At 60.6% G+C, this 26,291-nt stretch carries 28 protein-coding genes and 3 pseudogenes; 12 read left to right on the top strand and 19 right to left on the bottom strand.

From position 1 onward, the window contains the following. Positions 1–143 precede the first annotated feature (143 nt). From AC1DQR_RS37015 to proC, 3 genes and pseudogenes are all read right to left on the bottom strand, one after another. A complete protein-coding gene (locus AC1DQR_RS37015; protein ID WP_477134839.1) occupies positions 144–449 on the bottom strand; it encodes a hypothetical protein in 306 nt (101 codons plus the stop codon). Between the two features lie 106 nt (positions 450–555). Then, a pseudogene (locus AC1DQR_RS37010) lies at positions 556–751 on the bottom strand (integrase); the annotation flags it as partial. A gap of 290 nt (positions 752–1,041) precedes the next feature. Next, positions 1,042–1,860 carry a pyrroline-5-carboxylate reductase gene (gene proC, locus AC1DQR_RS37005; protein ID WP_477134836.1) on the bottom strand — a complete coding sequence of 273 codons (819 nt, stop codon included), beginning with the start codon at positions 1,858–1,860 and terminating at the stop codon, positions 1,042–1,044. Between the two features lie 107 nt (positions 1,861–1,967). Between proC and AC1DQR_RS37000 the strand changes: the two genes are divergently transcribed. After that, positions 1,968–2,858 carry an IclR family transcriptional regulator gene (locus tag AC1DQR_RS37000; protein WP_477134831.1) on the top strand — a complete coding sequence of 297 codons (891 nt, stop codon included), beginning with the start codon at positions 1,968–1,970 and terminating at the stop codon, positions 2,856–2,858. Between the two features lie 60 nt (positions 2,859–2,918). Here AC1DQR_RS37000 and dapA read toward each other — a convergent pair whose 3' ends face one another. From dapA to AC1DQR_RS36975, 5 genes are all read right to left on the bottom strand, one after another. After that, positions 2,919–3,821 carry a 4-hydroxy-tetrahydrodipicolinate synthase gene (dapA, locus tag AC1DQR_RS36995; RefSeq protein ID WP_477134830.1) on the bottom strand — a complete coding sequence of 301 codons (903 nt, stop codon included), beginning with the start codon at positions 3,819–3,821 and terminating at the stop codon, positions 2,919–2,921. A 71-nt stretch (positions 3,822–3,892) separates the two neighbouring features. After that, the gene (locus AC1DQR_RS36990; RefSeq protein WP_477134835.1) at positions 3,893–5,677 is read right to left on the bottom strand and encodes an ABC transporter permease subunit; all 1,785 of its coding nucleotides are present in this window, start codon (positions 5,675–5,677) and stop codon (positions 3,893–3,895) included. An 18-nt stretch (positions 5,678–5,695) separates the two neighbouring features. Next, entirely contained in the window at positions 5,696–6,802 is a 1,107-nt protein-coding gene (locus AC1DQR_RS36985) for an ABC transporter ATP-binding protein (RefSeq protein ID WP_477134829.1), read from the bottom strand. 44 nt (positions 6,803–6,846) lie between these two features. Beyond that, positions 6,847–7,935: an ABC transporter substrate-binding protein gene (locus AC1DQR_RS36980; RefSeq protein ID WP_477134828.1), complete on the bottom strand. Its 1,089-nt coding sequence runs from the start codon at positions 7,933–7,935 to the stop codon at positions 6,847–6,849. A gap of 60 nt (positions 7,936–7,995) precedes the next feature. Then, positions 7,996–9,408, bottom strand: a complete 1,413-nt coding sequence (locus tag AC1DQR_RS36975) for an FAD-binding oxidoreductase (protein ID WP_477134834.1) — start codon at positions 9,406–9,408, stop codon at positions 7,996–7,998. Positions 9,409–9,806: 398 nt separating this feature from the next. Between AC1DQR_RS36975 and AC1DQR_RS36970 the strand changes: the two genes are divergently transcribed. The 3 genes from AC1DQR_RS36970 (at position 9,807) to AC1DQR_RS36960 (ending at position 11,538) form a co-directional block, all read left to right on the top strand. Continuing rightward, entirely contained in the window at positions 9,807–10,082 is a 276-nt protein-coding gene (locus tag AC1DQR_RS36970; protein ID WP_477134827.1) for a HEAT repeat domain-containing protein, read from the top strand. 657 nt (positions 10,083–10,739) lie between these two features. After that, positions 10,740–11,306 (top strand): phosphate-starvation-inducible PsiE family protein, encoded by a 567-nt coding sequence (locus AC1DQR_RS36965; protein WP_477134826.1) that lies wholly within the window; start codon positions 10,740–10,742, stop codon positions 11,304–11,306. Continuing rightward, positions 11,299–11,538, top strand: a complete 240-nt coding sequence (locus AC1DQR_RS36960; RefSeq protein ID WP_477134838.1) for a hypothetical protein — start codon at positions 11,299–11,301, stop codon at positions 11,536–11,538. Before AC1DQR_RS36965 ends, AC1DQR_RS36960 begins: the two co-directional genes overlap by 8 nt. A gap of 331 nt (positions 11,539–11,869) precedes the next feature. Here AC1DQR_RS36960 and AC1DQR_RS36955 read toward each other — a convergent pair. Further along, positions 11,870–12,016 (bottom strand): annotated as a pseudogene (locus AC1DQR_RS36955) (DUF3363 domain-containing protein); the annotation flags it as partial. On the opposite strand from AC1DQR_RS36955, the gene AC1DQR_RS36950 reads away from it, so the two are divergent. Next, on the top strand, positions 11,990–12,628 hold the full coding sequence (locus AC1DQR_RS36950) for an aldehyde dehydrogenase family protein (protein ID WP_477134833.1): 639 nt from the start codon (positions 11,990–11,992) through the stop codon (positions 12,626–12,628). The pseudogene AC1DQR_RS36955 and the gene AC1DQR_RS36950 sit on opposite strands and share 27 nt — an antisense overlap. Before the next feature lie 75 nt (positions 12,629–12,703). On the opposite strand, the gene AC1DQR_RS36945 is transcribed toward AC1DQR_RS36950, so the two are convergent. Next, the gene (locus AC1DQR_RS36945) at positions 12,704–13,519 is read right to left on the bottom strand and encodes a YggS family pyridoxal phosphate-dependent enzyme (RefSeq protein ID WP_477134825.1); all 816 of its coding nucleotides are present in this window, start codon (positions 13,517–13,519) and stop codon (positions 12,704–12,706) included. Then, positions 13,512–14,768 carry a benzoate/H(+) symporter BenE family transporter gene (locus AC1DQR_RS36940; RefSeq protein ID WP_477134824.1) on the bottom strand — a complete coding sequence of 419 codons (1,257 nt, stop codon included), beginning with the start codon at positions 14,766–14,768 and terminating at the stop codon, positions 13,512–13,514. The genes AC1DQR_RS36945 and AC1DQR_RS36940 overlap by 8 nt, the downstream gene beginning before the upstream one ends. Positions 14,769–14,878: 110 nt before the next feature. On the opposite strand from AC1DQR_RS36940, the gene pdxR reads away from it, so the two are divergent. After that, a complete protein-coding gene (pdxR, locus tag AC1DQR_RS36935; protein WP_477134823.1) occupies positions 14,879–16,363 on the top strand; it encodes a MocR-like pyridoxine biosynthesis transcription factor PdxR in 1,485 nt (494 codons plus the stop codon). 78 nt (positions 16,364–16,441) lie between these two features. Here pdxR and AC1DQR_RS36930 read toward each other — a convergent pair whose 3' ends face one another. The 6 genes from AC1DQR_RS36930 to AC1DQR_RS36905 form a co-directional block, all read right to left on the bottom strand. Continuing rightward, a complete protein-coding gene (locus AC1DQR_RS36930) occupies positions 16,442–16,930 on the bottom strand; it encodes a DinB family protein (protein ID WP_477134832.1) in 489 nt (162 codons plus the stop codon). Positions 16,931–17,148: 218 nt separating this feature from the next. Next, entirely contained in the window at positions 17,149–17,379 is a 231-nt protein-coding gene (locus AC1DQR_RS36925) for a thioredoxin domain-containing protein (protein ID WP_416047051.1), read from the bottom strand. A gap of 89 nt (positions 17,380–17,468) precedes the next feature. Next, a complete protein-coding gene (locus AC1DQR_RS36920; protein WP_416047052.1) occupies positions 17,469–18,374 on the bottom strand; it encodes a dihydrodipicolinate synthase family protein in 906 nt (301 codons plus the stop codon). Positions 18,375–18,442: 68 nt separating this feature from the next. After that, on the bottom strand, positions 18,443–19,240 hold the full coding sequence (locus tag AC1DQR_RS36915; RefSeq protein WP_416047053.1) for an aldolase: 798 nt from the start codon (positions 19,238–19,240) through the stop codon (positions 18,443–18,445). Positions 19,241–19,271: 31 nt separating this feature from the next. Then, a complete protein-coding gene (locus AC1DQR_RS36910; protein WP_416047054.1) occupies positions 19,272–19,919 on the bottom strand; it encodes a glutathione S-transferase family protein in 648 nt (215 codons plus the stop codon). Positions 19,920–19,924: 5 nt separating this feature from the next. Further along, the gene (locus tag AC1DQR_RS36905) at positions 19,925–20,941 is read right to left on the bottom strand and encodes a Bug family tripartite tricarboxylate transporter substrate binding protein (RefSeq protein WP_416047055.1); all 1,017 of its coding nucleotides are present in this window, start codon (positions 20,939–20,941) and stop codon (positions 19,925–19,927) included. Positions 20,942–21,038: 97 nt separating this feature from the next. Here AC1DQR_RS36905 and AC1DQR_RS36900 point away from each other — a divergent pair, with 97 nt between their 5' ends. From AC1DQR_RS36900 to AC1DQR_RS36890, 3 genes are all read left to right on the top strand, one after another. Beyond that, positions 21,039–21,581, top strand: coding sequence for a helix-turn-helix domain-containing protein (locus AC1DQR_RS36900; RefSeq protein WP_416047056.1), 543 nt, complete (start codon positions 21,039–21,041; stop codon positions 21,579–21,581). A gap of 226 nt (positions 21,582–21,807) precedes the next feature. Further along, positions 21,808–22,506, top strand: a complete 699-nt coding sequence (locus tag AC1DQR_RS36895) for a LysR substrate-binding domain-containing protein (protein ID WP_477134822.1) — start codon at positions 21,808–21,810, stop codon at positions 22,504–22,506. Further along, on the top strand, positions 22,446–22,595 hold the full coding sequence (locus AC1DQR_RS36890) for a hypothetical protein (RefSeq protein ID WP_477134837.1): 150 nt from the start codon (positions 22,446–22,448) through the stop codon (positions 22,593–22,595). Before AC1DQR_RS36895 ends, AC1DQR_RS36890 begins: the two co-directional genes overlap by 61 nt. Before the next feature lie 80 nt (positions 22,596–22,675). Here the strand turns inward: AC1DQR_RS36890 and AC1DQR_RS36885 are convergent. After that, positions 22,676–22,861: pseudogene (locus AC1DQR_RS36885) on the bottom strand (DUF3363 domain-containing protein); the annotation flags it as partial. Positions 22,862–23,049: 188 nt separating this feature from the next. On the opposite strand from AC1DQR_RS36885, the gene AC1DQR_RS36880 reads away from it, so the two are divergent. The 3 genes from AC1DQR_RS36880 (at position 23,050) to AC1DQR_RS36870 (ending at position 25,376) form a co-directional block, all read left to right on the top strand. After that, positions 23,050–23,496 (top strand): cupin domain-containing protein, encoded by a 447-nt coding sequence (locus tag AC1DQR_RS36880; RefSeq protein WP_477134821.1) that lies wholly within the window; start codon positions 23,050–23,052, stop codon positions 23,494–23,496. A 102-nt stretch (positions 23,497–23,598) separates the two neighbouring features. Then, positions 23,599–24,573, top strand: coding sequence for a Bug family tripartite tricarboxylate transporter substrate binding protein (locus AC1DQR_RS36875; RefSeq protein WP_477134820.1), 975 nt, complete (start codon positions 23,599–23,601; stop codon positions 24,571–24,573). Between the two features lie 47 nt (positions 24,574–24,620). Then, the gene (locus AC1DQR_RS36870; protein WP_477134819.1) at positions 24,621–25,376 is read left to right on the top strand and encodes a GntR family transcriptional regulator; all 756 of its coding nucleotides are present in this window, start codon (positions 24,621–24,623) and stop codon (positions 25,374–25,376) included. A gap of 610 nt (positions 25,377–25,986) precedes the next feature. On the opposite strand, the gene AC1DQR_RS36865 is transcribed toward AC1DQR_RS36870, so the two are convergent. Beyond that, positions 25,987–26,133 (bottom strand): transposase family protein, encoded by a 147-nt coding sequence (locus AC1DQR_RS36865; RefSeq protein WP_477134818.1) that lies wholly within the window; start codon positions 26,131–26,133, stop codon positions 25,987–25,989. Positions 26,134–26,291 lie beyond the last annotated feature (158 nt).

The raw sequence follows: 26,291 nt of genomic DNA, 5'->3' as shown, positions 1-26,291 counted from the left end.
GGCGATGGTGCTACGGCAAAACGCCCATGCGCACCTTCCTCGACTCGCTGGAACTCGCCAAGGAGAAACTGATCCCGCATTGAGCCGCGCTTCTCGATTCAACAGCCCGACTATCTGTCAGATCGAGTCCCAGCTAATACACCTCATCCAGGGACTTCGGTGCGTCGAGCGCGGTTTCCTCGCATCTGCCAGAGCATCCAGACGATCCCCAGGCCCACGGCAACCGCACCGACCCAGGCCGTGCTGGTCAGCCCCATCGCTTCCAGGCTGGCCCCGCCCAGCAGCGAACCCAGTGCGATGCCGCCATTGAAGCCCGCGATGTTCAGGCCAGCCGCCGCCGCATAGGTCCAGGCGCCCAGCAGACCGGTCAGCAGCGCCATTAGAGGAAGGGACGAGGTAGAGAACCAGACCGCCAGCAGCACCAATACCAAGCCGATCAGGACGGTCATCAACACAGCAGCCCGAATAGTCCCGTAGCCATAAGGAGTCCGCGCCAGCATCATCGCCAGGGAGCCCCAATGTTGAGCGCAGCAAACAGCAGAAATCCGGGCAGACAGGCTTGGTGCCGTCAGGCCGATAGCCCCAGACCTCGGCTAGGTTGAACATCTTGCGCAAGACGCTGAAGACCTTGTTCGCCTCCGTCTGCTTGTACAAGAGCTTATCCATCATCCCTGCGATGTCTGGCCGCTTAACGTCCTGAACCTTCTTACGACCTAGCAGCGGGGATGATGTTGCGATTGATGACGGCCTGCCGTAAGAAGACGATCATTGCAGCCTCTCCAGACAGAAATAATTACTATACAATTATAAAAATTGAATTCAGATTCTGGCGCCATGAGGCAAACGCGTCGTGATCGCTTCAAGATACAAGAGATCATCTTCCACTGGCCTCCAAGTCGCATACTTCATATGCACATGATCTATCTTCTGTCACACGCAGGTGGACAGGGCCCCGAACCAGCGCTTGGAAGCCCCGGCACTCCGCAAGGCAGATCTCGGACTCTTGCTCGGCAGGAGCCCGGGCTAGGCGATGGTCCCAGGTTAGCTGCCAAGGTTGCCCAGTTCGACGCTACGCCGCGCGGCAGCCTCGATTGCTTCGACAAACACCGCCTTCAGGTTCTTGTTATCCATGGCGTCAATTCCGGCGGCTGTGGTGCCGCCCGGCGACGTCACTCTCTGGCGCAGCATAGCGACTGCCTCGCTGCTGCCCCGCGCCAGCGCCGAGGCGCCGAAAAACGTCTGACGCGCGAGTGTGGCGGCTTGCCAGGCGGGCAGCCCCATTTTCTCCGCGGCCTGTTCCATAGCCTCGATAAAGTAGAAGACATAGGCGGGTCCACTGCCGGACAGTGCGGTGACGGCATCCAGTTGGTCTTCATGCTCCACCCATGTCACCTCTCCGACGGCACCGGCAATGGTATCTGCGATCTTCCGGTCGGCTGACGACAGCGTCTTGGCCGATGCCATCCCGGTGATACCTTGGCCGATGAGCGCCGGGGTGTTGGGCATTGCGCGTACCAGGCGCGGGCAGTCACCGAGCCACTTTGCCAGCGCCTCCAGCCTGATGCCTGCTGCCACGCTGATCACAAGCGAATCGACAAGGCATCCGCGTAAGGATTCACAGACTTCGCGCATGACCTGTGGCTTGACGGCAAGGACCACGACGTCGGTGTCGTTCAGCGTCCGATCCGCGGCGGACAGCGTATGCAGACCGTACTCCCTGGTCAGGCGCTCCCGGAGGTCGTTTGCAGGATCAACGACGGTGATGTTCCTAGCGTCAGCGCCGTTGGCGAGAAGCCCGGCAATGATGGCACTGGCCATATTGCCGCCACCGACGAAAACTACCTTGAGCTTGTTTAGCATTTCATCTCCAACCTCATTTGAATCACTTTTTGCATCACCCAAGCGAATGGCAATCGCCTCCACGCGCGCCATGGCGCCATGCCCTGCCGTACGCGTGAGCACCTAACATGACAGGATCGACAGTGGAACCAAAATCAATTCGCACCCGCAAGCAAGCAGGCACGGGCAGCGAAGACCCGCTCGCAAAGAAAGATAAACAGCAGGAAAAGCAGCCGGATCCCACCGATTCGGCGCTGTTTGTCGGCTCGGCCGCTAAGACCTTCCGCGTACTGCATGCATTTGACGGTCCGATTCGGCACATGACTTTGGCCGACATCGCGAAAGCCGCGCAGCTCGACCGCAGCGCGACGCAACGCATCGTCTACACACTGGAAACGCTTGGCTACCTGCGCCGCATCGCCGAGACCAAGACCTATGGCCTCACGCCGAAGCTCCTGCAGTTTTCCTTCAATTACGTGCGTGCCAACGAGCTGATCGACAAGGCGCTGCCTTACCTGCAGGACATCAACCGCACCGTCGGCGAGACGACCAACCTGCAGGAGCTGGATGGTCACGAGATCGTGTTCGTCGCACGCTTCCTGAGCCGGCATCTTGTCAATATGGACATTGCGGTGGGCAGTCGCCTGCCCGCGTTCTGCACCTCCTCCGGCACGGCGATCCTGTCGCGCCTGCCAGAGGACGAGTGCGACGCAATCCTGACAGCGGTCGAGCGCGTTGCCATTACGCCGTACACGGAGGTTCACCTCGGCAAACTGCGCCGACGCATCCAGCAGGCGGCAGAGAAAGGCTATGCGATCATTGCCAACGAGACGGTGATGGGCGATATCTCCGTGGCAGCACCAATCCTGGATCACCGCGGCCGTCCCGTTGCCGCCATCAATATCTCGGTGCCCACTTCCCGCTGGACACCCGATAAGGTGGAGTCGGAACTCGCCAAGCACGTGCAGGTGGCCGCGACCTCTGTCTCCAAATCCAAGTTCACCGAATACGGGCGGTAAGCCGCTTCCCGCGGGGCGTGCCCGGGCCACCGGCCGGGCATGCGCCGCCTTCGCGCTGCGTCACGCGTACTCGTAGTCCTTGAGCAAGCGCTCGAACTGCTCGCGCAAGCGAGCGCTGGTCTGCGCCGCGGCCGGCAACAACGGCTCCAGCAGCTCGGGGGCGTCGACCCCGATCGCTTGCAGCACGGACTTCATCGGACCCGGATTGGTTTCCGCAAAGACCAGATCGATAAACGGCATCAACTGGCGGTGCATCAGCAGGGCTTCCTGCAGATTTCCGCCACGCACGAGGTCCATGATGCGGCGCCAAGTCTTCGGTAGCATGGTGGCGGTGCTGAGCACGCCGCCGCGAGCACCAGCGGACACGTGCAGCGGGAACAGGGTGTCTTCGCCGCTCAGGAGGGAGAAGCTCTCGTCGATGCCGGCCGCGGTCTTGAGGAAATGATAAAGATCCGGATTGCACGCCTTCATGCCGATGATGCGCTCGTGCCTCGACAGTTCATGGATGACCGTGGGATCGATCGCGATTCGGGTGCGATACGGGATCTCATAGAGCAGGACCGGCAGCGGCGACTCGTCGGCAAACCGCATGAAGTAATCGCGGATGCCTTGCTGCGTGGGATTCGTATAGTAAGGCGTCACCACCATCACGGCATTCACGCCAACGGCGGCGAAGTCGCGCGCGGCATCCAGCCCGTCGCGCAGACCCGGCGTTAGCACGCCGGCTACGACAGGCATCCTTCCGGCAATGTGAGTGGTGGTCACCTCCGCCATGCGCACGCGCTCGCGCTGCGACAACGAACCGAATTCACCCGTGCCACCTAGCGGCACCACGCCGTCCGCGCCCTGGCGGATCAGGTAGTCGAGCAAGGCGCGGGTGGCGCCCTCGTGGACAGCGCCGTCGTGCTGGACCGGAGTGGGAATGGCGGCAAAAATGCCTTGCACTTGCTTTGAGTCAATCATCGTCTTGTAGGAGAGAGGCCGCACTGGCGACCGGTTATTTATTAAAAATAGATAGGTGGGATTGGCAGGCTTCAGTGGTCCGCGCTGCGCCTGCGCAGCCGGTCCGCGGCCATGATCACCACGGCAATAAAGACGAACAGCAGGCTCGACACCGCAGCGATCGTGGGCGAGACGCTCAGGATCACTTCGTCCCAGAATTGCTTGGGCAAGGTCGAATCCAGGCCGCCGGTCACGAACAGCGCGATGGTCAGTTCATCGAACGACGTCACGAAGGCAAACAGGAACGACGACAGTAGGCCCGCCCCGAGGATCGGGAACGTGACGTAGCGCATCGTCTGCCAGGGGCGCGCGCCGAGGCTCTGCGCGGCCTGGTCCAGGCGTGTGTCGTAGTTCTTCAGAACGGCCATCATGGTCATCACCACATAGGGGATCGCCACGACGGTATGCCCGAGGATCAGACCGGCCGCGGAGCCAACGAGGTTGAGCTTGGAGAAGAAGTAAAAGATGCCAACCGCCGTGATCATCCGGGGCACGATGATTGGCAGCAGGATGAACGCCAGCAATGCAGCCTTCCACCGGATGTTCGAGCGCACCAGCAGGAATGCCGTGGGCGTGCCGATCACCATGGCGAGGAATCCCGTGCCCGCCCCGACAATCAGCGAGCGCACCGTGGCTTGCATCCAAGTGGGAGATTCCCACACCTCGTTGTACCACTGGAGCGAGAACCCACGCGGCGGCCAGTCAAGGCCGCTGCCGCCCGTAAACGAGATCGGGATCATCAGCAGCGCAGGCAAGGTCAGGAAGGCAAGGATCAGGATCACCACCATCCACAGCATCTTGCTGCCGCCCTCTTCCGCTTTCGCCGCCGCACGCACACGGCGCGGCAGCAAACGGCCCAGGCCGTCGGACAACGTGGCCAGCACGCCCAGCAACTGGTAACCGGCGCGCCGCAGCGGGCCGCGGGTAGCCGAACTGCGGCCAGCCGGCGCGGAGCCGCTGCCAGCCAGGGTCGACAAGCCAACCAGCTTGTCATAGACCACGAACACAATCAGGGCGGCAACCAGCAACAGCATCGAGATGGCACCAGCAAAGCCCCAGTTCATGGTTTGCTGGACCTGGTCGATGATGAGTTGCGTGATCATGGTTTCACGGCGGCCGCCCAGCAGGGCCGGCGTGATGAAGAAGCCAAGCGACGTCACGAAGACCATAATGCCCGCTGCCGCCACGCCCGGCATGGACAGAGGAAAATAGACCAGCCAGAACGCCGTGCCGGGCCGTGCGCCCAGGGTCAGCGCTGCACGCGGCAGGCGCCGGTCGATGTTCTCCATCACAGAGATCATCGTCAGGATGGCCAGCGGCATCATGGCGTGCACCATGCCGACCATCACTGCACCGAAGTTGTAGAGCAGATCGGCGGGCACGTCAGTCACGCCGGCGGCCTTCAGCAACTGGTTGAGCACACCGTTGCGGCCCAGCAGCACGATCCAGGAGAACATGCGGACCAGGAAGCTGGTCCAGAACGGCAACAGGATCCAGAACAGCAGCGAGCTCTTCGCCCGTGCACCCGCTGCCGATGTCAGGTAGGCCACCGGATAAGCGCCGACGATCGCCAGCAAGGTGGTCCAGCCGGCAATTTTCAGGGTGATCCACAGTACGTCGAGATAGACGGACGAATGGAACAGGCGTGCGTAAAGTTCGAGGGAAAGACGGCCGTCCACCGACACGCTCATCCAGATCAGTTGTCCGACCGGGAATACCAGCATGATCAGCAGGAACAGGACGGTGGGCGCGCCGAGCAGGAAATCGCGGTGCCAGGCAGGCCGGCGCTTGGCAGCCGGCGTCGTGGCCGCGCTCATGACTTGAGTGACCATGGCTTACTCCGGAATCGCAACGGCATCTTCGGCCTGCCAGCTCACCGTGAGCGTGTCGCCGGGATGGTGGCGGCCGAGGCCGCCGCGGGTCAGTTCGGCCACCACCAGTGGCTGCTCGCCCGGCAGGACCAGGTAGGACTTGGTCACGCCGCCCGTCACCACGATATCCGTCAGCCGCGCCGACAGCGTACTGGGCGCGCCCGGCGTACCGGAAACATGGAGGTTCTGCGGGCGGATCATCACCTTGGCCCGGTCTCCGGGCCGGAAAGTGGCGCCATTGGCCAGTACCTGGCCGCGTGCGGGCAGCCCAATGAAGCTGACATCCAGCAAGCTGCCGTTCACTGCATCCACCGTGGCCGGCAGCAGGTTTGACTCGCCGAGGAAGTCGGCCACAAAGGTGGTGCGGGGACGGAAGTAAAGATCCGCCGGGCTGCCGAGCTGCTCGATCTTGCCGCCATTCATCAGGCAGATACGATCGGACATCGTCATGGCCTCTTCCTGGTCGTGCGTCACATACACGATGGTGGTGCCGAGTTCGCGGTGGATACGCTTGATTTCAAGCTGCATCTGGTCCCTCAGCTTCTTGTCGAGCGCCCCCAACGGCTCGTCCATCAGGATGATTGAAGGACGGTAGACCATGCAGCGCGCCAGCGCGATCCGCTGTTGCTGGCCACCCGAGAGTTCCTTTGGCAGGCGATGCGCCACGTGCGGCAGGTGCACGAGATCGAGCACGCGGCTGACCTCCCGCTCCGCCTGCCGTGCCGGCATTTTGCGCATCTTCAGCGGAAATCCGATGTTCTCGGCGATAGTCATGTGCGGGAACAGTGCGTAGTTCTGGAACACCATGCCGATGTCCCGCTCATAGGGCGCCCCGAAGGTAACGTCAGCGCCGTTGATGCGAATGCTGCCAGCATCCGGTTGCGACAAACCGGCAATCAGGCTCAGCAGCGTCGTCTTGCCCGACCCTGAGGGCCCGAGCAGCGTCAGGAACTCGCCTTCCGGGACCGAGAGATCGGTGGGCGCGAGCGCGATGAAATTGCCATAACGCTTGGATAGCTGCTTGGTCTGCAGTTTTTGTAGCTTAGTCTGTGTCTGTGTCACTTGTGGCATCACGCCCACCTTTTCTTGATATTGCCGAGGTCAAAGCGAGCGCTTCACTTCAGGATCCAGGCATTGAACTTCTCGAGCACGGACCCCTGGTTCTTGACCCAGTAACTGGCATCGATCTTCACGCCACGCTTGATGTTGTCGGGATACGTGGGCAGCGTCACGGCATGCTTGGCATCGATGTACTTGAAGGCGTCCGGATGCGTGACGCCGGCTGCCAGGTATTGCGTGAGCTGCGCCTGGCGCTTGGGGTCGGATGCAAACTTGATGAACTCGCGGCAGGCCGCAGCGTTGGGCGAACCTTTCAGGATGGTCCAACTGTCGACGCCCCAGAGGTGCTGGTCCCAGCAGATCCCTACCGGCGCGCCGGCATCCATGGCGGCCTGGGCGCGGGAGATCCATGTCGCGACCATGTCCACTTCGCCGGACTTGAGCATCTGCTCGACCTGCGCACCGCCACTCCACCAGACCGCGACATTGGACTTCACCTTGTCGAGGCTACGCAGCGCGCGATCCACGTCGCAGGGATATACTGACCCGTTCGCGACACCGTCCGCCATCAGAGCCTCTTCGATTGTGTCGAACGGATGCTTGCGCAGCGCGCGGCGGCCGGGGAAATCCTGCACGTTCCACATGTCCTTCCATTGCGTGGGCGCCTTGCGTCCCTTGAACGCCTCGGTACGGTAGGCCAGCACGGTCGTGTATACGTTGGCACCAACACCGTACGGCGACATGTATTGCGCGGGGATGCCAGCCACGACGGGATCGGCGCCCAGCCCATGTTTTTCGAGGTAGTCCTTGCCGTCGGTGGTCAGCACCTCGATTGCGGGCTGGCTGATCGATGCCATGTCCCAGCTGTAGTTCTTGGCATCCACCATGGTGCGTATCTGCGCGGTGGGCTCTGCGTTGGAGGGCACGCCGACAACCTGGATGCCGGTAGCCTTGGTGAATGGCTTGTAGAACACCTCGCCATACGCCTTGGTAAAGACACCGCCCGAGTCGCGCACTACGATGCGCTGCGAGGCTGCCTTGGCTGATGTCCAGATGGCCGGCATGGCAAGTGCGGCAGTGCTGGCGGTCAGCAGTTTGAAGGCGTTGCGACGCGAAGGATTGCTTGGCTTGTCGGCGTTGCTCATGGCGGTACTCCTACTGGGATGGGGGTCGTGAGAGAAAAGGGGGAAACGGTGCCGTGAAGATCAGGGAATCAGCTTGCCCGGGTTGAACAGGCCGAGCGGATCGAACGCACGCTTGACCGCACGCATCATGTCAAGCTCGACGTCGCTCTTGTAGTGGCGCATTTCCGCCAGCAGGGTCCGGCCCACGCCGTGCTCAGCGCTGAAGGTGCCGTTCAGTTTGGCGGCGACATCGTGCCCGGCGCGGCGCACCGCAGCGGCGGTGCCCGCCTGATCGGGCAGGGCCTGCCAGGTGTCGAATGCAAAGAACGGGATGAAGTGAATATTGCCGTCGCCAAGATGACCCACTACCACCACGCGCGCATCGAAGTTCGCTTCGATCGCGCGGGTCGCTTGCTCGATAAACGCAGGCACCTTCGACACTGGCACGGCGGTATCCAGCGTCAGGCCAATACCAGCTTTCTTGTTGCCCTCTGACACACTATGCCGCAGCTTCCACATAGCTTCGCGCTGGGTGGAGTTGGCGGCGATCGCCGCATCGGCTATCAGTCCCAGATCCAGGCCCTTCTCCAGCGTGGCCTCGAGCGCTTCTTGCAACCGTGCGTCATCGCAAGTATCACTTAGCTCGACGAGCAAATGCCACGGGTGCGCTTGCGCCAGCGGGGCATGCTGGCCCGGGACGTGCTCCAGCACGATGTCGAGCTGGCTGGCATTCATCAGTTCGAAGGCGGATAGCTGTGCGCCACATGCGGCCTGGAACATGCCCAGCAGCTTCAGGGCCGCATCTACGTCGACAGGCGCGACCCAGGACATGGCATGCGCACTAGGCAGCGGGTGCAGCTTCAGCGTGGCCGCGGTGATGATGCCCAGGGTGCCTTCCGCGCCGATGAACATCTGCTTGAGATCAAGCCCCGTGTTGTCCTTGCGCAGCGTACGCAGGCCGCGCCAGATGCGTCCGTCCGGCAGCACGACTTCCAGGCCAAGCACGTTCTCGCGGGTATTGCCGTAACGAAGGACAGCGGTACCGCCGGCGTTGGTGGCGATGTTGCCGCCAATCTGGCAGGAACCTTCCGCACCCAGGCTGATAGGGAAGAACCGGCCTGCCTCGATCGCAGCGGCCTGGATTTCCGCGAGCACGCAACCGGCCTCCACCTCCATGGAGTTGTCGGCGGGATCGATGCACACAATGCGACGCATGCGCGAGAGATTGATGATGACGCAGTTGCCCTGCTCGTACGGTACCGCGCCGCCGCTCAGGCTGGTATTGCCACCCTGGGGCAGGACCGCCACGCCAGCGGCAACGCAGGCCTTCACCAGTTCGGAAACCTGCTCCGTATTACGTGGTAGCGCAACGCAAAGCGCCTTGCCCGTATAGCGGCCGCGCCAGTCGCTGACATAACCGGCCAGATCGTCGCTCTCAGTGAGCAGCGACGTTGCGCCAATGATATTGGACAAGGTATCCAGCAACTGCTTCATCATGAATTTCCTCGTTGGCTTTCAGTCCGCGGCAGCGCCGGTCGGTAGGCAGAGAATAGTTTCTTTATATGCGTATAGCAATCTATATAATTACTATGCAATTAAACTAGGGTATTTACTTAAACACAAATGGACGTGCACCATAGGCGACAAACTCTCACGCCGTCTTGGTGCATGAGTATCGAATCTGGTGCGGGGGTTCTATGGGGATTTCGCGACGCCCACGGCCTTGGGGACTTCCCCCAGGGCGCTGAGTAGCCCGCACGTTTGACCCGGCGCGGCGGAGAGCGGGGGCGCGCGTGAGCGGTATTGCATGGTGCACCGGGAGACCGGCAAGGTCTCGCGCTGGACGAGACCGTAGACCTGGCGCTATGTAACAACCCTCAGGTGAAGGCAGCATGGACTTGCCGGTCCGCGGACATTCTTGGCATTCTCTGTCGGAGCACAGGCCGGGGCATTCGTCTGGTCCCCGACTGCCCCTCGCCCTCTTGATCCAAACGCTGAACACCACCACCAACGGCGCTCAGATTCGCGCCGCCGCTGCGGAAGGCCTTGGCTACGTGGGCGGCGCGGAGGCAAGGGAAGTCCTGATCGCAGCGCTAACCACTCAAAGCAACGGCTCCGACATTCGCAGTGCCGCCGCCAAGGCGTTGGGCATGGCCTGCAGCCGTTAAGACCTTCGCTTGCCGTTGCCAGGCCTGGCCGAGCGCCTTGCCGCAAATGAAACCGGGCCAAAACGTGCCCGGTTTTTTCATGCCGACAGCCGCGAACAACTTTAGACGGCACCCGCATTTATCTCTAGTGGTGCCCTGTCCGCCGGTTTTACCGGGCGCGTAGCGCACGCCAGGTGGGCCACCCCTTGGCAGGCGGCTTATTGCGTTATAGACCAAACTCCCCACCCAGGTGCCGACACCACGCGCTCCAGGTTCGGCCACGCTCGGTCATTCGACATCGCTAGTGGAGTCGACGACAATTTCAGATGAGATCACATGCGAACTATATGGATTCTCTGCCGCCTGTACCTCCGATTCGAACTGCGACTCGCCGGCAGTCGGGCCAGCATGACTACGCTCCCGAAACGTGAACCTCGCAAATCAGCGAGGCGGTGGCCGTGCCCTGACATCTGGCATGTGGCGAGGCGATGGCCACGAGACGGGGGGCTCCTGGCCACACCCGCTAGTCGATCTGCGGAGTGCACAGGCCCACTGCACATGAATACGCCCGCACCCTAATATGTTAAGGAAGCCTTAAACCCGGCCCGGAGAGGCTCGTGCCCCCGGCTTCCCTCTCAATCCGCTCCATCGATGTCTAACTATCTGGAAGGGTGAACCATGAGGAATGAAAGAGGCGGCCTGCGCAGGGATCTTGATGCATATCGGCTGCAGTGGCGCGTTCTGAGCTTCTATGAGCGCTTCGAGCAGATCGTTGCCCACATCCTAAGCGCAGTGGTTTCAGTGATCATTGTCGTATCACTTTGGCAACTGATACGCGCGGTCGCCATGTTGCTTATGTCGGGCGCACTGAACCCGCTGGATCATGGGACATTTCAATCGGTGTTCGGCATGGTCATGACACTGCTGATCGCAATGGAGTTCAAGCATTCAATTACCAGGGTTATGGTGCGGCGCGACCACATTGTCCAAGTCAAGACCGTCATCCTCATTGCCCTGTTGGCGATAGCGCGCAAATTCATCATTCTCGACCCAGCCACGCCGCCCGCGCATATCGCTGCTCTTGCGGCTGCATTGGTTGCGCTTGGCATCGTTTACTGGCTGATGCGGCAGCGCGACGACCCGGTTGATGCCGCGATGGCTGAGCAAGGCAAACCTGCGCTCATGAAGGCGGGGCATCAACGAGGCATGGAACGGAATGGCAACGATGAGGATGCGAATGCTTGAGCGACTCGTGGCCTTCTCGAAAGCGGACACCCGTGTCATGGTTCTTGTCAGCCTTCGCCAGCAATCCGCGGTCGCCACCTGCAACCACCGGCTGCAGCGCTTCGATGGCGACGCGGTCACCTTCCAGTGGAAGGACTACAAACATGGGGCCGCAAGCCGGGCCATGAACGATTTGGCGGCCGCTGAAGTCGTAAGCGCTCAGTACGTAGGGCGGGTGTTCCTGACCTTGTAGAAATCAGGCTGGCAGTGCGTGCGTGCCCAGGCCTGCAGGAGGCCGGTGAGCTGGACTCTAGCTTCTTCGGTGACGGTGGTCGTATAGTCTTCTACCCACTCCCCGCCGTCGTCGCGGCCGCGTGAGGCCATGTCGTCGATCACGTCAAGATCGGCTCCGTCACCGTGCCGATCACGTCGCCCGGCAAATCCGACTTGACGCCCGTCATCAGCGCGCCGGCCGTCTCGGAGCAATTTGGAATGCGAGGTTTGAGCAGCCAATGTTCGCCCAGCAGGGCTTGGCGCCAAATCCGTGCGCGTCTATCAACTTCTCGTGCTGATGTTGATGGCAGTCAGCCGATCGAATTGCCGCGCTGTCGCCCAATCTCCCAAGACACCCCGCCGCCCGGTACCGTCGCGGCAAGCTGCTGTCCCAGCCGCTGCTCGATGCACCAGGCTGAACCCTTGGCGCCATCGAGCATGGCGAAACGGCTGAACGCCTGCGCGAACTGATCGTACCGAAGATCCAAGCACTGAAGGTTGGCCCCTACGACGACGCCAGCGCGGACTTTGGTGCGGTTGTTTCCAAAGAATCCAAGGCATCCGTCGAACGGGCAATTTCGCGCTGTATCGAAGAAGGCGGCGACTTGGTGCTCGACGGGCGAAATATCGAAATTCCGCGCCACGCTAATGGCTTTTACCTGGGGCCGACATTGTTCGACCGGGTCACAACGGACATGCACCTTTATAAAGACGAGGTGTTTGGGCCGGTGCGAGGAATCATGCGGCCGGCGACCTTCGAAGAGGCGATTGACATCACGAACCTGCACGAGTACGGCAATGGCTCGGTAATCTTCACCCGCGACGGAAAGTCGGCACATCGCTTCATGATGGAAGTTGAGTCCGGGATGATCGGCGTGAACGTCCCCGTGCCGCTGCCGTCCGCCTACTTCAATTTCGGCGGATTGCGCCGGTCCAAGTTTGGCGAAGGCCACCTCTATGGCCCCGACGCAGCTCGCTTCTACACCAAGATCAAGACGGTCTCGCAACGCTGGCCCGAGCCCGACGAACGCGCCCTTCCTGTCTCCCTCGCCTTCAATCCCAGCGCCTGAAGCCCAGCGCCGTCAGTAGCGGCTCCAGCGTGCCGAGATCTTCAAAATGCAGATGGCGGATGGCAATGGCGGTTTTCATGGCCGTGGCTCCTCTGTGCTGGATTCGCCAGGCCAGTAGTGGCGATCCGGCATGGAGCGCGCGCCGAAGATGGCCTGGCCGACGCGCACCACGGTGGCCCCTTCCTCTATGGCGATCTCGAAATCGCCGGACATGCCCATGGACAGTTCATCCAGGGCGATGCCAGCGGGCGCACTCTGGCGCAACTGGTCGCGCAAATTGCGAAGCAGAATGAAGCACTGACGCACCCGCTCAGCCTCGGACGAAAACAGCGCCAGTGTCATCAACCCGCGCACGCGCAGCGCCGAGAAGGCGGGCAGCTCTTTGATGAAGCCCTGCACGTCCTCAGGCGACAGCCCATACTTGCCAGCCTCGCCGGAGGTGTTGACCTGCACGAACACATCCAGCGATCGCCCCTCGATCTGTAGGCGGCGATCCAGCACTTCGGCGACACGCAAACTGTCCAGTGCCTGGAACTCACTGGCGAAGCGCGCCACCAGCTTGGTCTTGTTGGTCTGCAGATGACCGATGACCGACCAATGCAGATCAATCAGATCCTGCATGGCCTCCCGTTTGCCGAAGGCTTCCTGCACCTTGTTTTCACCCAGCAGGCGGCAACCCGCAGCGTAGGCCAGACGCAGACTGGCCTCGGGCTTGGTCTTGCTAACCGGCAGCAGGCGCACCCCTGCCGGATCGCGCCTCGCGCGGTGGCAGGCCGCGTCTATGCGGCCCCGCACCGCGGCCAGATTATGCCGGAAGTCATCGACCGTGGCCGCCTGTAGATAACGGCCATGCTGGTCGTGACGGGTCTGGGTGTCCGATGGCTCAGGCATTGGCACCCTCCCTCTTGATCGCAGGCTCAGCAGTCGATGCCGCGATGGCCGGCCGCTCACGGCGCGGCAGTTGTCCATTGAGCACGACATGAGCCACTAGGCCAATCAACAGGCCCCAGAACGCTCCACCGATGCCCAGCAACGTGATGTTGGCCGCCGCAGCCAGGAAGGTGATCAACGACGCTTCGCGCGTCTTCGCGTCGGCCAAGGCGGTGGCTAGGCTACCGCCGATGGTACCCAGCAGCGCCAGTCCCGCGAGCGTGGTGATGAAGGTCGCCGGAAAGGCCATGAAGACGGCGGCCAGTGTCACGCCGAACACGCCCACGAAGATGTAGCACACGCCTGCGGCGATGCCTGCGATCCAGCGCTTGGACGGGTCTTCGTGCGCCTCCCGGCCCGTGGCAATGGCGGCAGTGATGGCGGCGATGTTGAACGCATGCGAGCCAAACGGCGCCATCAGCAGCGAGCCTAACCCGGTCACCGTCACGATGGGATCGGCGCTGGTCTTGAAACCGTCATTTCGCAGCACCAGCATGCCGGGCATGTACTGGCCGGTCAGCGTGATGAGGAACAGTGGCAATGCGACGCTCAGCAACGCATTGAGCGAGAACCTCGGCATGGTGAAGACCGGAGCGGCGAGCTTCAACGTCAGTCCCGACAGGTCAACCCGATCCCGCATGAGCAGAAAGAGCAGCCCCAGCACCAGGATGCCAACGACGGCATAGCGTGCACTGAATCGCTTGAGCACCACATAGGTCACGATCAGCAAACCGGCCAGCAACGGATCGACGCTCATGCCGCCGAAAGCCTTGATGCCGAATTGCAGCAGGATGCCCGCGAGCAAACCTGCGGCCACACCCCGAGGAATCAGCCGGATCAAGCGCTCGAACCATCCCGAAAATCCCAGCACCACAAACGCAGCCGCTGAAATCAGATACGCACCCACCGCTTCAGCGTAGGGGGTGGTGGCCAGCGCCGTCACCAGGAACGCTGCCGCTGGCGTGGACCACGCGGTAATGATTGGCTCCCGCGTCAGCCAGCTCAGGATGAGCCCCGTCACCCCCACGCCAATCGAAACTGACCACACCCACGATGCGGTCAGTTCGGGGCTGAGGCCGGCCACCTTGGCCGCCTGGAACACCAAGATGAAGGTGCCGCCGTAGTTAACGATGACCGAGATTAAGCCAGCCACGATGGGATGAGCGAGATCGAGCAAGCGAGCGGATAACAGTGACGTGGGGGATGACATAGTTGGTATCGGACTCCTGAGAATGGGTGATTGACCTGAACGCGATACTGATTTATAGGCTTAAAATGGCATGCTGTCCCCAGCCAATTTCTTAACGAGATACCAGCCAATTGTTCAAGCACGCCCAACTTGAATCTGTCAAAGCCTGGGTCATTGACCCGGCACATGGCACCTTGCCCCTGCATGCACGCATCCAGCGCGCCATCCGGCAACTGATCCTCGACGGCGCGCTCGATGTCGCCAAACCGCTGCCTGCTTCCCGCGCACTAGCGAAGTCGCTGGGTGTCTCCCGCGACACGGTGGAGTCGGCATACAGCCAGTTGCATGCAGAGGGCTTCATCGAGCGGCGCGTCGGCAGCGGCAGCTTCGTTTCAGAGCGGACACAGCGTTTGCCGGGGCGCGGCGCGGCGCGGCGTCCCGCATCGCCGCGCGAACCGGTGCGGCTGAGCCAGCGCGGCACGGCCATGTACCGCGGCGGTGGCGTGCGAGACTTTCTTTCCCCGCGCCCCTTCGCTCCCGGTGTGCCGGAAACGCGCAGCTTTCCGCTGCAAACCTGGGAGCGGTTGGAGCGGCAGGTATTGAAAGAGTGGGGCACCACAGCACTACTGCATAGCCCACCGCAAGGGATGGAGCCATTACGGCGCGCGATAGCGGACTACGTCAATCTCGAACGCGGCGCGCATGCCACCCCCGAGCGCGTGCTGGTGGTGACCAGTTCCCAGCAGGCCCTGACCCTGTGCGCTACCGTGTTGCTTGACGTCGGCGACCGCATCTTCATCGAAGACCCCGTCTATCACGGCGCACGCAAGGCGTTCGACGCCGCTGGCCTGGAATGCGTGCCCGTGTCGCTGGATGCCGAAGGCATGCGTGTGGAGCATCTGCGAAAAGTCCGGCAATCGGGCAAGGCGGTGTTCCTTACACCCTCGCACCAATTTCCGACCGGAGCGACATTGGCGCTGGACCGGAGACTGGACATTATCGAATGGGCGCAGCAGCACCAAGCCTGGATCATCGAGGACGACTACGACAGTGAGTTCCACTACGCGGGCAAGCCTACGGCCTGCGTACAGGGACTAGACCAGCATCAGCGAACGATCTACATCGGCACCTTCACCAAATCATTGTTTCCCGGCTTGCGCATTGGCTTCATGGTGCTGCCACCTGAGCTTGTAGCTCCGATGACGGCTGCCCGCACCTTGCTGGATGGACACAGCGCGCCGATTCCGCAACTGACGCTGGCGCGTTTCATGGAGGGTGGGCATTTCGGGGCGCATGTGCGAACCATGCGCGCCGTCTATGCTGAGCGGCGCAATGTACTGGAGCGGCTGGTGCGCAAGCACCTGGCCGACTTCGTGGAGCTTAAGGTGCCAGACGGCGGCATGCAAATGTCTTGCGTCTTCATTCGCGACATTCCCGAGCGTGAAGTCATTGATACAGCGCAGCGTGCCGGCATCGATTTACTGGGGCTGACAGCATTGCATGCGTCGAGCGAGCATAAGGCTGGGTTCCTCATGGGATTTGCCGCACATGCACCGAGGGAATTGGAGATCGCGGTGAAAAAGCTCGCGGACGTGTTGCGCGCGCTAGACCGTTGAATCTGGTCGGGCGGTCAGTTAGCTGACGGCAGGTCCACGCTTCTGCCCGATCTCCCACGACTGAATCGCCCGGGGAATTCACTGAGTGCAGCTATAGTGATCTCTGATGAATACAGGCAAATCGTTAGACGGCGGCGTAAAAGGCACCTGATACATCAGGTCACCGACAAAGCCGCGATGATAGGTACCGCGATTGACGATATGCAGCACGATTTTCTCGCGAGTCATGGCACCTTCTCCTCCGCCGACAAATTCGAAATGGACGACTTCTGAAAGATCCTCGTTCGACCAAGTGTCGACTAAACCGATATACCAGCGATCCATTTCCTGCACTGCTGTCCATAGATCGCCAACGGCAGGCGTTTGCTCGGTATTGCGCGCGGTGTAGCTGTGCTTCTTGCCTTGCAGATGGTGCCTAAAGATATCGTCCACCACATACACGTGGTTCAAGGTGTGCACCATGTTTCCAAACCGCGTCGATCTCTGCCGAAGAGCCTCCCCCTCCGGCAGTTCCATCACGTTATTGAACGTCAGGCTATTCGCCCAACCCTTGTAGCGCACCAGCATTTTCAAGGTGCCTATCGGCGACGCGGGCAGTGTGGCACCATCGCCGATTTGGGTTCGATCGGATCGGTTATGAGACGTTTTTGGCATGTTGAAACTGCTTGTGTGTTGTCAAAGGCCGTGCAGCTCGCCTTTGACATGTGTGCGTGTTTCGCCGCCGACCAAGACGCAGCGCTCAGCTCATGACTGGATAATCGGCTTCCGTTATCTCGCAGTAGCGCTCAGAAAAAATGCTCGATGGAGGAATGGTCGTCAACGCGCAGGACTTTGCCGTCGATGACCAGAGACGGCAGGCGTTTGACACCGAGCCTTGCAGCCTCCTCGCTGCGAGCGTTATCGAGACCGAGATTGATCGACTCGAAGTTCAGCCCGTCTCCCATCATGCGCTTGAAGGAGGATTCTATGGCTAAGCAGAGGTTGCAGCCATCGTGATAAAGCGTGGTTTTTCTCATGATTTAGTGATGAGGAAAGACCGGCCAAGTTGACGCGCGAAGCGGTCCTTCTGCGCGCGCCTGGTCTCAGCCGCTCATTCCTGCGAAGGCTATTGCTCCGAAAGTGACCTCGAGTCGATGGCCTTCAGCATGGTCTCCAGGGACTTGATCCCTGCAGTACCGAGCGGGAGAAGAGGTGAACGCGGCGCGCCCGCCTCGAAGCCCCGCAGACCCAGGCCGGCTTTGATCGTGGTGGGGAGCCCCCCCTGCACGATGAAGCGCAGGATCGAGAGCTGGGCGTAGAACACGTCACGAGCGCGCTTCATGTCGCCCGCGGCACAGGTCTCGTAGAGTGCCATGGGCCAGTCGGGGATCAGGTTCGGTGCGGCGGTGCACCAGCCGATGGCGCCGGCCGCAAAGGCCTCAAGCGCCAGCGGGTTGCTGCCGTTGAAAAGCGAAATGCCGCCATCCGACAGTTGCATCAGCGTGTGCATACGTTGGATGTCACCTGAGCTTTCCTTGACCATCGTTGCGTTCTCGATCTCCTTGACGATCCTGACGATCAGCTCGGGCTTCATGTCGACGCCGCTGGTGGCAGGATTGTTGTAAACCATGATCGGCACACCCACGGCGTCCGAGATCGTGGCGTAGTGGCGGAAGATTTCTTCGTCCGAGAGCTTCCAATATGACACCGGAAGCACCATCACCGCATCGGCGCCAGCGGCTTCTGCAAACTTTGCCTTGCGAACAGCATTGCGCGTCGTCAGATCAGAGATGCCGACGATGACCGGCAGGCGCTTGTTGACCTGCTTGATTGAGGCTTCCGCGACGGCGTCCCACTCGGAGTCATCCAGGTAGGTACTTTCTCCGGTGCTGCCCAAGGGGGCGATGCCGTGCGAACCGCGAGCGACAAGACGGTCGATGAGACCGCGCACAGCCAGAAGATCCACTTTGCCCGAGGCCTTCTCGAACGGCGTGACTGGATAGGAAATGATGCCTTTGAATTGAGCGCTCATGTTGGTTTTGCCATTTTGATGAAGTGAATGTTTGTATGCTTTGATCTGCTTGAACTTTTATGTCCTGTTCAGCGCGACTGGATGCAGTCCGAGTGACGGCCGGTTCGCAGGGTGCGGCGCGCGTAGTACGCGAAGGCCGCCTCATTGCGCCTCGGACGCAGGATCCAGTCATGCGCTTCACGTCCCAGGGCCGGATCGATCGGCTGGACCTGACCAGCGCCGGCAGCAAGCAGTTGCATCTTTGCGGCCCGCTCGAACGCGATCGCCAATACACACGCTGCTTCAACGCTTTCAGCTGCAACCAGCAAGCCATGGTGCGAGAGCATCAAAGTGCGCTTGCTTCCCAATGCCGTGGAGATCAGCTCGCCCTCCTCGTTGCCGACCGGCACGCCAGGCCACTTTGGTACGAAGGCGACGTCGTCATACAGCACGCAGTTATCCATGTGGGAGACCTCCAGCGGTACTTCAAGCATGCTCAAAGCCGCCGAGTGCAGGGCATGCGTATGGACGATGCAGTTGACATCCGGCCGTGCACGATAGACCCACGAGTGAAAGCGGTTTGCCGGATTGGCCATCCCAGAACCAGCCAGGACATTCAGGTCCTCGTCGACAACCACCAAGTTGTCTTCCGTAATCTCGTCGAAGCCCAGGCCAAGGCGTTGCGTCAGGTATGTGCCCTGCACCTCTGTACGCGCTGTAATCTGGCCTGCCAGACCCGAGTCATGGCCGTTCTCGAAAAGGATGCGACAGGTCAATGCGAGCTTCTGGCGCAGGGTGTACTCGGATGGCAACAGGCAGGTTTCCATCTGAGCATTCGCCTTGTCGATCAGGGCGTCCTTGTTAAGCGAAAAAGTGTCATTTGCCATGGTGAATATTCCTATCAGCGTGGAAAAGAAGTTAGCTCGAGGTCTCGAGTGTCGAGAAATTCAAGTCGGGTTGCCCGGGAAACAAGGGCTCGTAGCCTGGTAGGCTTTCGATTCGGGCCATCCACGCCTGCACCAGTGGGTAGTCGTTCAGAGCGACCCCGCCCATCGGGGACATGCGGGTGTACGGATACAGAGCGACATCCGAAATGCTTGGCGCAGTGTTGGTGGATACCCACTGCCGCCCCGTCGTCAAGCGCGCCTCGAGAATTGCGAGCGCGTCGTTGCTTTCTTGGAGCCAATTTCGCACTTGAGCATCGAAGAGCGTCAGGTCTTTTTTCAGTGCCAAATGAAGCCTCAGTTGGGCAAGCGGGCGCATGTGCTGCTCCTGCTCGAAGTGCATCCACGCAAGCGTCTGGGCTTGTTCGTTGAGCTCTTGAGGCCACCACCGTGTGCCGTGCGCCAGATAAAAAAGGATGGCTCCCGACTCGCTCAGCATGCTGCCGTCGTCCAACTCGAGCACAGGCACCTTCTTCATTGGCGCGTCAGCAACAAAGGTGGCCGACTTGAGGTCGCCGCGGTCTATCGAGAGTGTGGTTCTCCGGAGATTGATGCCCAAGAAGCTCGCCAGAAGCCGAACCTTCCAACAGTTGCCAGAACGCTGCGTGTCGATGATGCGCATGGCGATCAATCCAGCTTCGTGCCTGCGGCTTTCGTGATTCGCGCCCACTTTTCGGTTTCGCTGCGCACGTGCATGAGGTATGCCGCTTCACCAGTGGGTAGCGGCTCGACGCCTATTTCGGCCAGCTTGGTTTTGAGCTCAGGACGAGCCATGGCGCGGGCCAGGGCCTCCGACAAAAGCGTGGTCTGCTGCTTGGGAGTACCAGGAGGCGCAAGCAATGCGTTCCAAGAGCCAATCAAGAAGGTGGGAATACCTGCTTCAGCGCTGGTGGGAACGTTCGGCATCGCGGTACTGCGCGCATCGTCGGCGATCACCAATGCCTTCAAACGCCCTGCCTGAACTTGGCTCTTTATGACGGGGATTGCGTCGATCACGATCTGCACCTGGCCACTCAAAGCTGCGTTGATTGCTTCGGCTCCGCTCTTGAAGGGGGCGTGGACGATGGCGGTGTTCGTCGCGATTTTGAAGAGTTCCAGCCCTAGGTGCGGTGAGCTTGCGTTTCCGGCTGAGCCAGCGTTCAGCGTTCCGGGATTGGCCTTGGCATAGGCCACTAGGCTCTTCAGGTCGTCGAAGCGCGGCACCGCCCCGACGGCCAGTACATAGGGAGAGTTGCTTACCAGTGAGATGGGCGCGAAGGCGCTAGCGTCATAGGCGAGCTTGTTGTAGACCATCTTGTTGACAACTTGCGTCCCGACTGTGCCCAGCAGCAAGGTATAGCCATCGGGTGCAGCCTGCGCGAGTGCTTGGGCCGCGATGTTGCCGCCAGCGCCCGCGCGGTTCTCGATGACGACTGGCTGCTTGAGTTCTTCGCCCAGTTTCTGGCCAACAAGGCGCGCGACGACATCGCTGATGCCGCCGGCGCCAAACGGCACGATCAGCTTGATGGGCTTGGATGGGTAGGCAGCTTGAGCCAAGGCGGGCTTTGGAACTGCCACTATCGCGGACGCGCTCAAGACGGCGCCGAGCAGAGTTGCGGCAGTGATAAATGAACTTCTCCAGCGAAGCGACAGGGAAATTGCCATGAGATACTCCTAAAAACTTCGGCGAAGCGGCGACAAATGTGTGTCGCCGACCAAGGACTCAAGTGTACGATAGGACTCAAGTGTCCTGCAAGAAACCATGACAATCAAATTGAAACTTCTGCGCACGCAGGCGGGAATGACCCTGGAAGGGCTCGCCCAAGCCGCGGACCTCACACGCAGCTATGTCTCCAAGGTGGAGCGGGGGCTGGCTAATCCTTCGGTGAGCGTGGCCCTGAAACTAGCCAACGCTTTGAAGTTGCCAGTGGATGAACTGTTTGGCCAACCGTCAGTGGCAAGCGCGGTCACGATTACTCGCGCGGCCGCCTCCAAGGCGAAGCAACCGGATGAGAGCTCGCCCCGGCTGGTCGCGGGCACGGCACCAGGTCAGCGGATAGTGGCGTTCGTGCTGCAGCCGGGCCGGGAAAAGGGCTCGCGGCATTTGATGAGTCACCACGAGGGAGAAGAGTTGATTTACGTACTTAGCGGCGAGGTCAAGTTGGAACTCGACGACGCCACCGAACACTTGGTAGCGGGCGACTGCGTCCATTTCAACGCCTCCGTGCCGCACCGGCTGATTTGCACAAGTAAACTGCCCGCGGAAGTGTTACTGGTGATCGCTGGACACTCCCCTACCGCATGAAATCTCAATGCCACCTACCAGCGTCGGCGACGTTGGCTCACGCAGTTGTATTATCTTGCTCGATCGCGATGAACGCGCGAGTTGGCGTGAGGGCACGCGCGCCAGCGAGACGCGAAGTACTAGGGACGGTCTTATATGGGCGCCTCCCGGATCGCAAGAACTCGTGTGTGTGACGATTCAAAAGGCAGGGCTGCAGTCTTATATCCGGCCTGTTGTGTAAGCTGATATGCCTGCTGGTCCTAGTGATTTCGCTGACGAGGTTCCCATCTGCAGATCGAGTTCTTCGCTCTTGATCCCTACCGGAGTGTCCGCGTCACGGTCCGACCAGTCTGTGCGATCACACGCGTGGTCGCTTACTCTCCTTCAATGCGGTTGTTCTCTTGAATTTCGCAGTTTCGTCAGTGTTCGGGCTGCCACGCCTCGGGACGCCAGTCCTGTCCGCGTGCCAGCACGGTCCAGATCGTTCGCGCCAATTTGCTCGCTACCCCAGCGCAAGGGGGCAGCAAACACAGGCGGTTCGTCCCCTTCGCGAAGTCGACGTTATGCGGTAGCAGTGGATGGCTGCCAGATGTGCGGCAGCAGTTGGTCAATATCGCAAGCCTTGTGGGTGGGTACGGACCTGCTGCGGCGAGCCCGATTCGTCTGGGCAGCGGTACGGGGCTTCGACTTGGCCAACCACACGCCGCTGCCCCTGGCCGTCGCGCCTAAACCCTGCATGCATCGACAGATCGGCACCGACGCTTTGGACCAAGCGGGAATTGACTGGCGGATGGCCTTCACCTCACCCAGCCAGCGAGGCCTGCGTGCGGCCGTGCAGGCGGGCCTCGCTATCACGGCGTTGCCGCAGGAGAATCTGGAACCGGATTGGTTGCCATCGATGGCCGGCATGGACTGTCGCCTTTGCCTGATGCAAGTTTCCGGCTGATCTGGAACGAGTCGCGCAAAACGCCTGCGGCAGAGGCGCTGGCGCAATTATTGACGGAAATACCCGAGGCGCCGCTCGACGGACATTGAACTTGGACTTCGGACAGGAAAGGACTGCGTGTTATCCAATCCCTGGCCCACGCTGCCATCCCAGCTCCCAAGACACCCCACCACCGCGCACCGTCGCAGTAAGCTGCCGCCTCAACGTGCGATTTCAATTCCACGACGCCGCCCAGGCGCTGCGCGTCGTACTGGCGGCCCTTCTCCGGCAGGTCGTCAGGCACCTTCCATAGCCCCTCGTCCACGTGCTCCACGATGCCGGCGCGGCGCAGGGCTCCCAGTCGGCGGACGTGGGCGCGCAGGTCTACGCGGGCGCAACATGCATCGCTTCCCTCGGACTCAACCTACAGATTCGATTCTCACGCGAAAGCATGAGCGCCGTTCCAGCCCAGCGATTCGAGGTGAGGCGAAGGCCATTCTGTATCCAGTATTTTTTTTCGAGCGGTCATAGAATGGCCCATCCTTTCTCAACCGGAGTTCCTCAATGAGCGCTGTTAACACGAATGGCACCCTGCTTGTCCACCAAATGCCGCAGTATCGCCGCCCGGAAGATATGGAATGGGAGATGGGGCGTTTTAAGAACAAGACAAAATTCCTTTTTCACACACGGCCCGAATGCCCGACCGAGCCCAATGCAGGGTTTTTGCGCTACGAGTCTGGCGCCGGATTCAAGCTTCACAAACACGATTTCGCACAAGTCTGGTATGTGATTGAGGGTGAATTCAAAATGGGTGGCAAGCCCTTCGGCCCGGGCACGGTCGTTTTTCACCCGGATCCACACGTCGAAGAGGAACTGACCACTGACACGGGTGGGACCATTTTTTTTGTGCAGTACCAAGGTCCTACTAGCGGAGCTCGCCCTGTCTATGAGGGGCGCATGAACATCAAGGGCGATGTTCCGGAGCTGACGACGTCGGATCTGGAGCGCTGATCACAACAAACGGCCCCAGTTCGGCGACAACGAAAGTCTGATGGGCCAAAAGATCAACGCCCCTGGCACGTCGAGAGATTAACGGTCAATTTTTAGAATCACATGATGCAACCCGTGTTTACGTCCTTCTTCCAAAGGGTGCTCATCGGCACCACGCTCGCGATCAGCTTTATCGGTACTCCATACGCGTCTGAAAGCTGGCCCACTCGTCCCGTAACGCTAGTGGTTCCGTTCGGTGCTGGTGGTATTACCGACGTGACTACTCGCACGGTTGCGAAGCTGCTTCAAGAAGAGTTGGGGCAGCCTGTTGTGGTTGACAACAAGCCAGGCGCAGGCGGAAACATCGCCGCGGTCGGCGTCGCGCGCGCCAAAGCCGATGGCTATACGCTGATGGTCATCACCAACGGTATGGTGGCGCTCAATCCTCTCATCAACAAGACGCTCAACTACGACGTCATCAAAGATTTCACATACATCTCAATGATTGCCAACACTCCGTTGGTGTTGGTGGTGTCCGAGAAGTCTGCTATTCGCGATCTGCACTCCCTTGTCGCTCAGGCAAAGCAGCAACGAGATAGCGTAGCGTTTGCGAGCTCTGGACTGGGCACTTCCATCCACCAAGTGCTCGCATCGCTGCAGCAGGCAACGGACACCACGCTTCTGCATGTTCCGTACAAGAGTGGTGCGGAGGCCGCAAACGCGTCGCTGTCGGACGCGGTGCAGAGCACCGCTATTGAGACTGTGGTCGTCGGGCCTTTCGTCGAATCTGGCAAGATGCGCGCTCTTGGCGTGACGTCAAGCCAGCGAGTGCCCAGACTGCCGAATATCCCTACCGTTGCTGAGCAGCTCGGCGTAGAGTTTGAGGTAGGGTCGATTTCCGGCGTGGTCGCCCCTAGCTGCACGCCTGCTCATGTCGTAAAGCGGCTGGAGGATGCAATGGCTAAGGTGCTCAAGAGCGAGGGCATGCAGAGCCTTATCTCGCAGGGAAGCCAGCCGATGCCTGCCGGATCCGAAGCCTTTCAGGGTCGCATGCGCAAGGAGGTTGCAAAGTGGAAAGATGTGTTTGGCGCTCGCTGACGTAGCGGGCACATCGCCCCTCTTTAAGGCGTGACAGGAGCATAGATATGGGCGACGAGAAACTTGGCGAGAAAGACCTTCTCCAGAACCTTGTGGAGTCGATCGCAGGGAAGATCTTCAACGGTGCTTACGCGCCTGGTCAAAAGCTGCGCCAAGAGACGTTGGCGGAAGAGTACGACGTTAGTCGAACTCCCGTGAGAGAGGCACTTCGGCAGCTCGAGATCAAGGGCTTGGTTGTTCAGCAAAAGCGCTATGGCGCAACCGTCGTCGCCCCCACCACCAAAGACATCAGCGCCAACTACTGGCTGCGTGGTGAGCTGGAGGGGATGGCAACGGAGCTGGCGGCTCAGTGGATAACCGATGCGGACCTGCAACGCTTGCAGGTGGTGCATGCCGAATGTGTAGATTCGGTACGGGCCTTGTACGACGCGGTGAATGCGGCGGGTGAAGCTCCCCCCTCGCAAGCAGCCGAGCCCATGCGCCACTGGGTTGCCAAGAACCAGGAGTTTCATGCATTGATCTACAGCGCCTCCAGTAATGCATCATTGGAGCGAATCATTTGTGACTTGCACGTAGACTACACTAGGAACATCCTCAACATGACCGTGCTGGGCATGTACGAGTCCCGGATGAGGAAGAACATCGAGCATCACTCCGCCATCGTTGACGCATTGATTGCGAGAGATCCTGCGGGCTCCAGGCATGCGATGCGGACCCACATTCAGGAGTCCGGTGAGTTTGTCGTGGACTGGCTGCAGAAGCGACCTGCACCGATGCGATCACGGTCAGGCTGGCAACTCTAATACGCCTCATCCTGTAGGCGACATTCTTCAAGAGCGTTTGCCGGTCTGCATGTGTTCGCGGTCCCCGTACGACTCGGCAACCGTCGTCGATGCTGCCGATCGCAAGGGGCTGGCCCCGCGACCGCGACGCCATTGATGCACGAGATAGTCGTTCAGCCCGGACGACAGTGCAACCGTAGCGACTGAGGTACCAGGTTTGGCGCATCGAAGCGGCGGGAGCCGCGATCACCACGCCTGTCTTCGCTTTCCCCGGCGGGCCCACTTTCTGGGTCCGGACTGCCACGATTAGTTGACGAGCCTCGGCCGTAACATCCAGTTCCTCCTGCTCAGCAACCCAATGGCGCAGCAAGTTCGCGTTCAACCGATGACGCAGTGCCACCGCGGCAATCAATATGTCCGGCTGCATGACAGCCTTGACCTTGAACTCTGCGCTGCGCGTACACCTGCGCCGTGTCGGTTCGACTTCCTCGATAGTGTTCACGTGTCCACCAAGAATGTAGGGGGACACGATACTCCTTGGACCCTTGTTGTCCTTCAAGATGGGGCCACCGGGCGCTTACGGGCAAGCTCAGTGGCCGGCCTTCGCCGGGCCAGACGAAGCGGCCCCTGTTCAGGCGCCGCGACGGTTGGCGAACAGGTCGGCGTGATGCGGGCGGGCCGCCCCAAACACCTTCACCACCTGAGCCATCGCCGTGTCGCTACCGGCGCGCATGTCTATCGGCTCGACCGCTAGCCAGATTTGGTCGACGCGGATCATCGGTAACGGCCCGACGAGTACCGTCTTCCGCAATTGAGGCGGTGTAGGCAAGCTCTGGTGTCTTCGCGGGCTGCATAGGCGTCCGCTTAATTTAGGCGGACACCTATGAAGTATGAAGCCACTGCCCGGCCCCATTTCGGAGGGGCGCATCCAGCGAC

This window comes from Cupriavidus sp. 05L411 (genome assembly GCF_056398045.1).
This window is presented reverse-complemented; position numbering and strand designations above follow the sequence as displayed.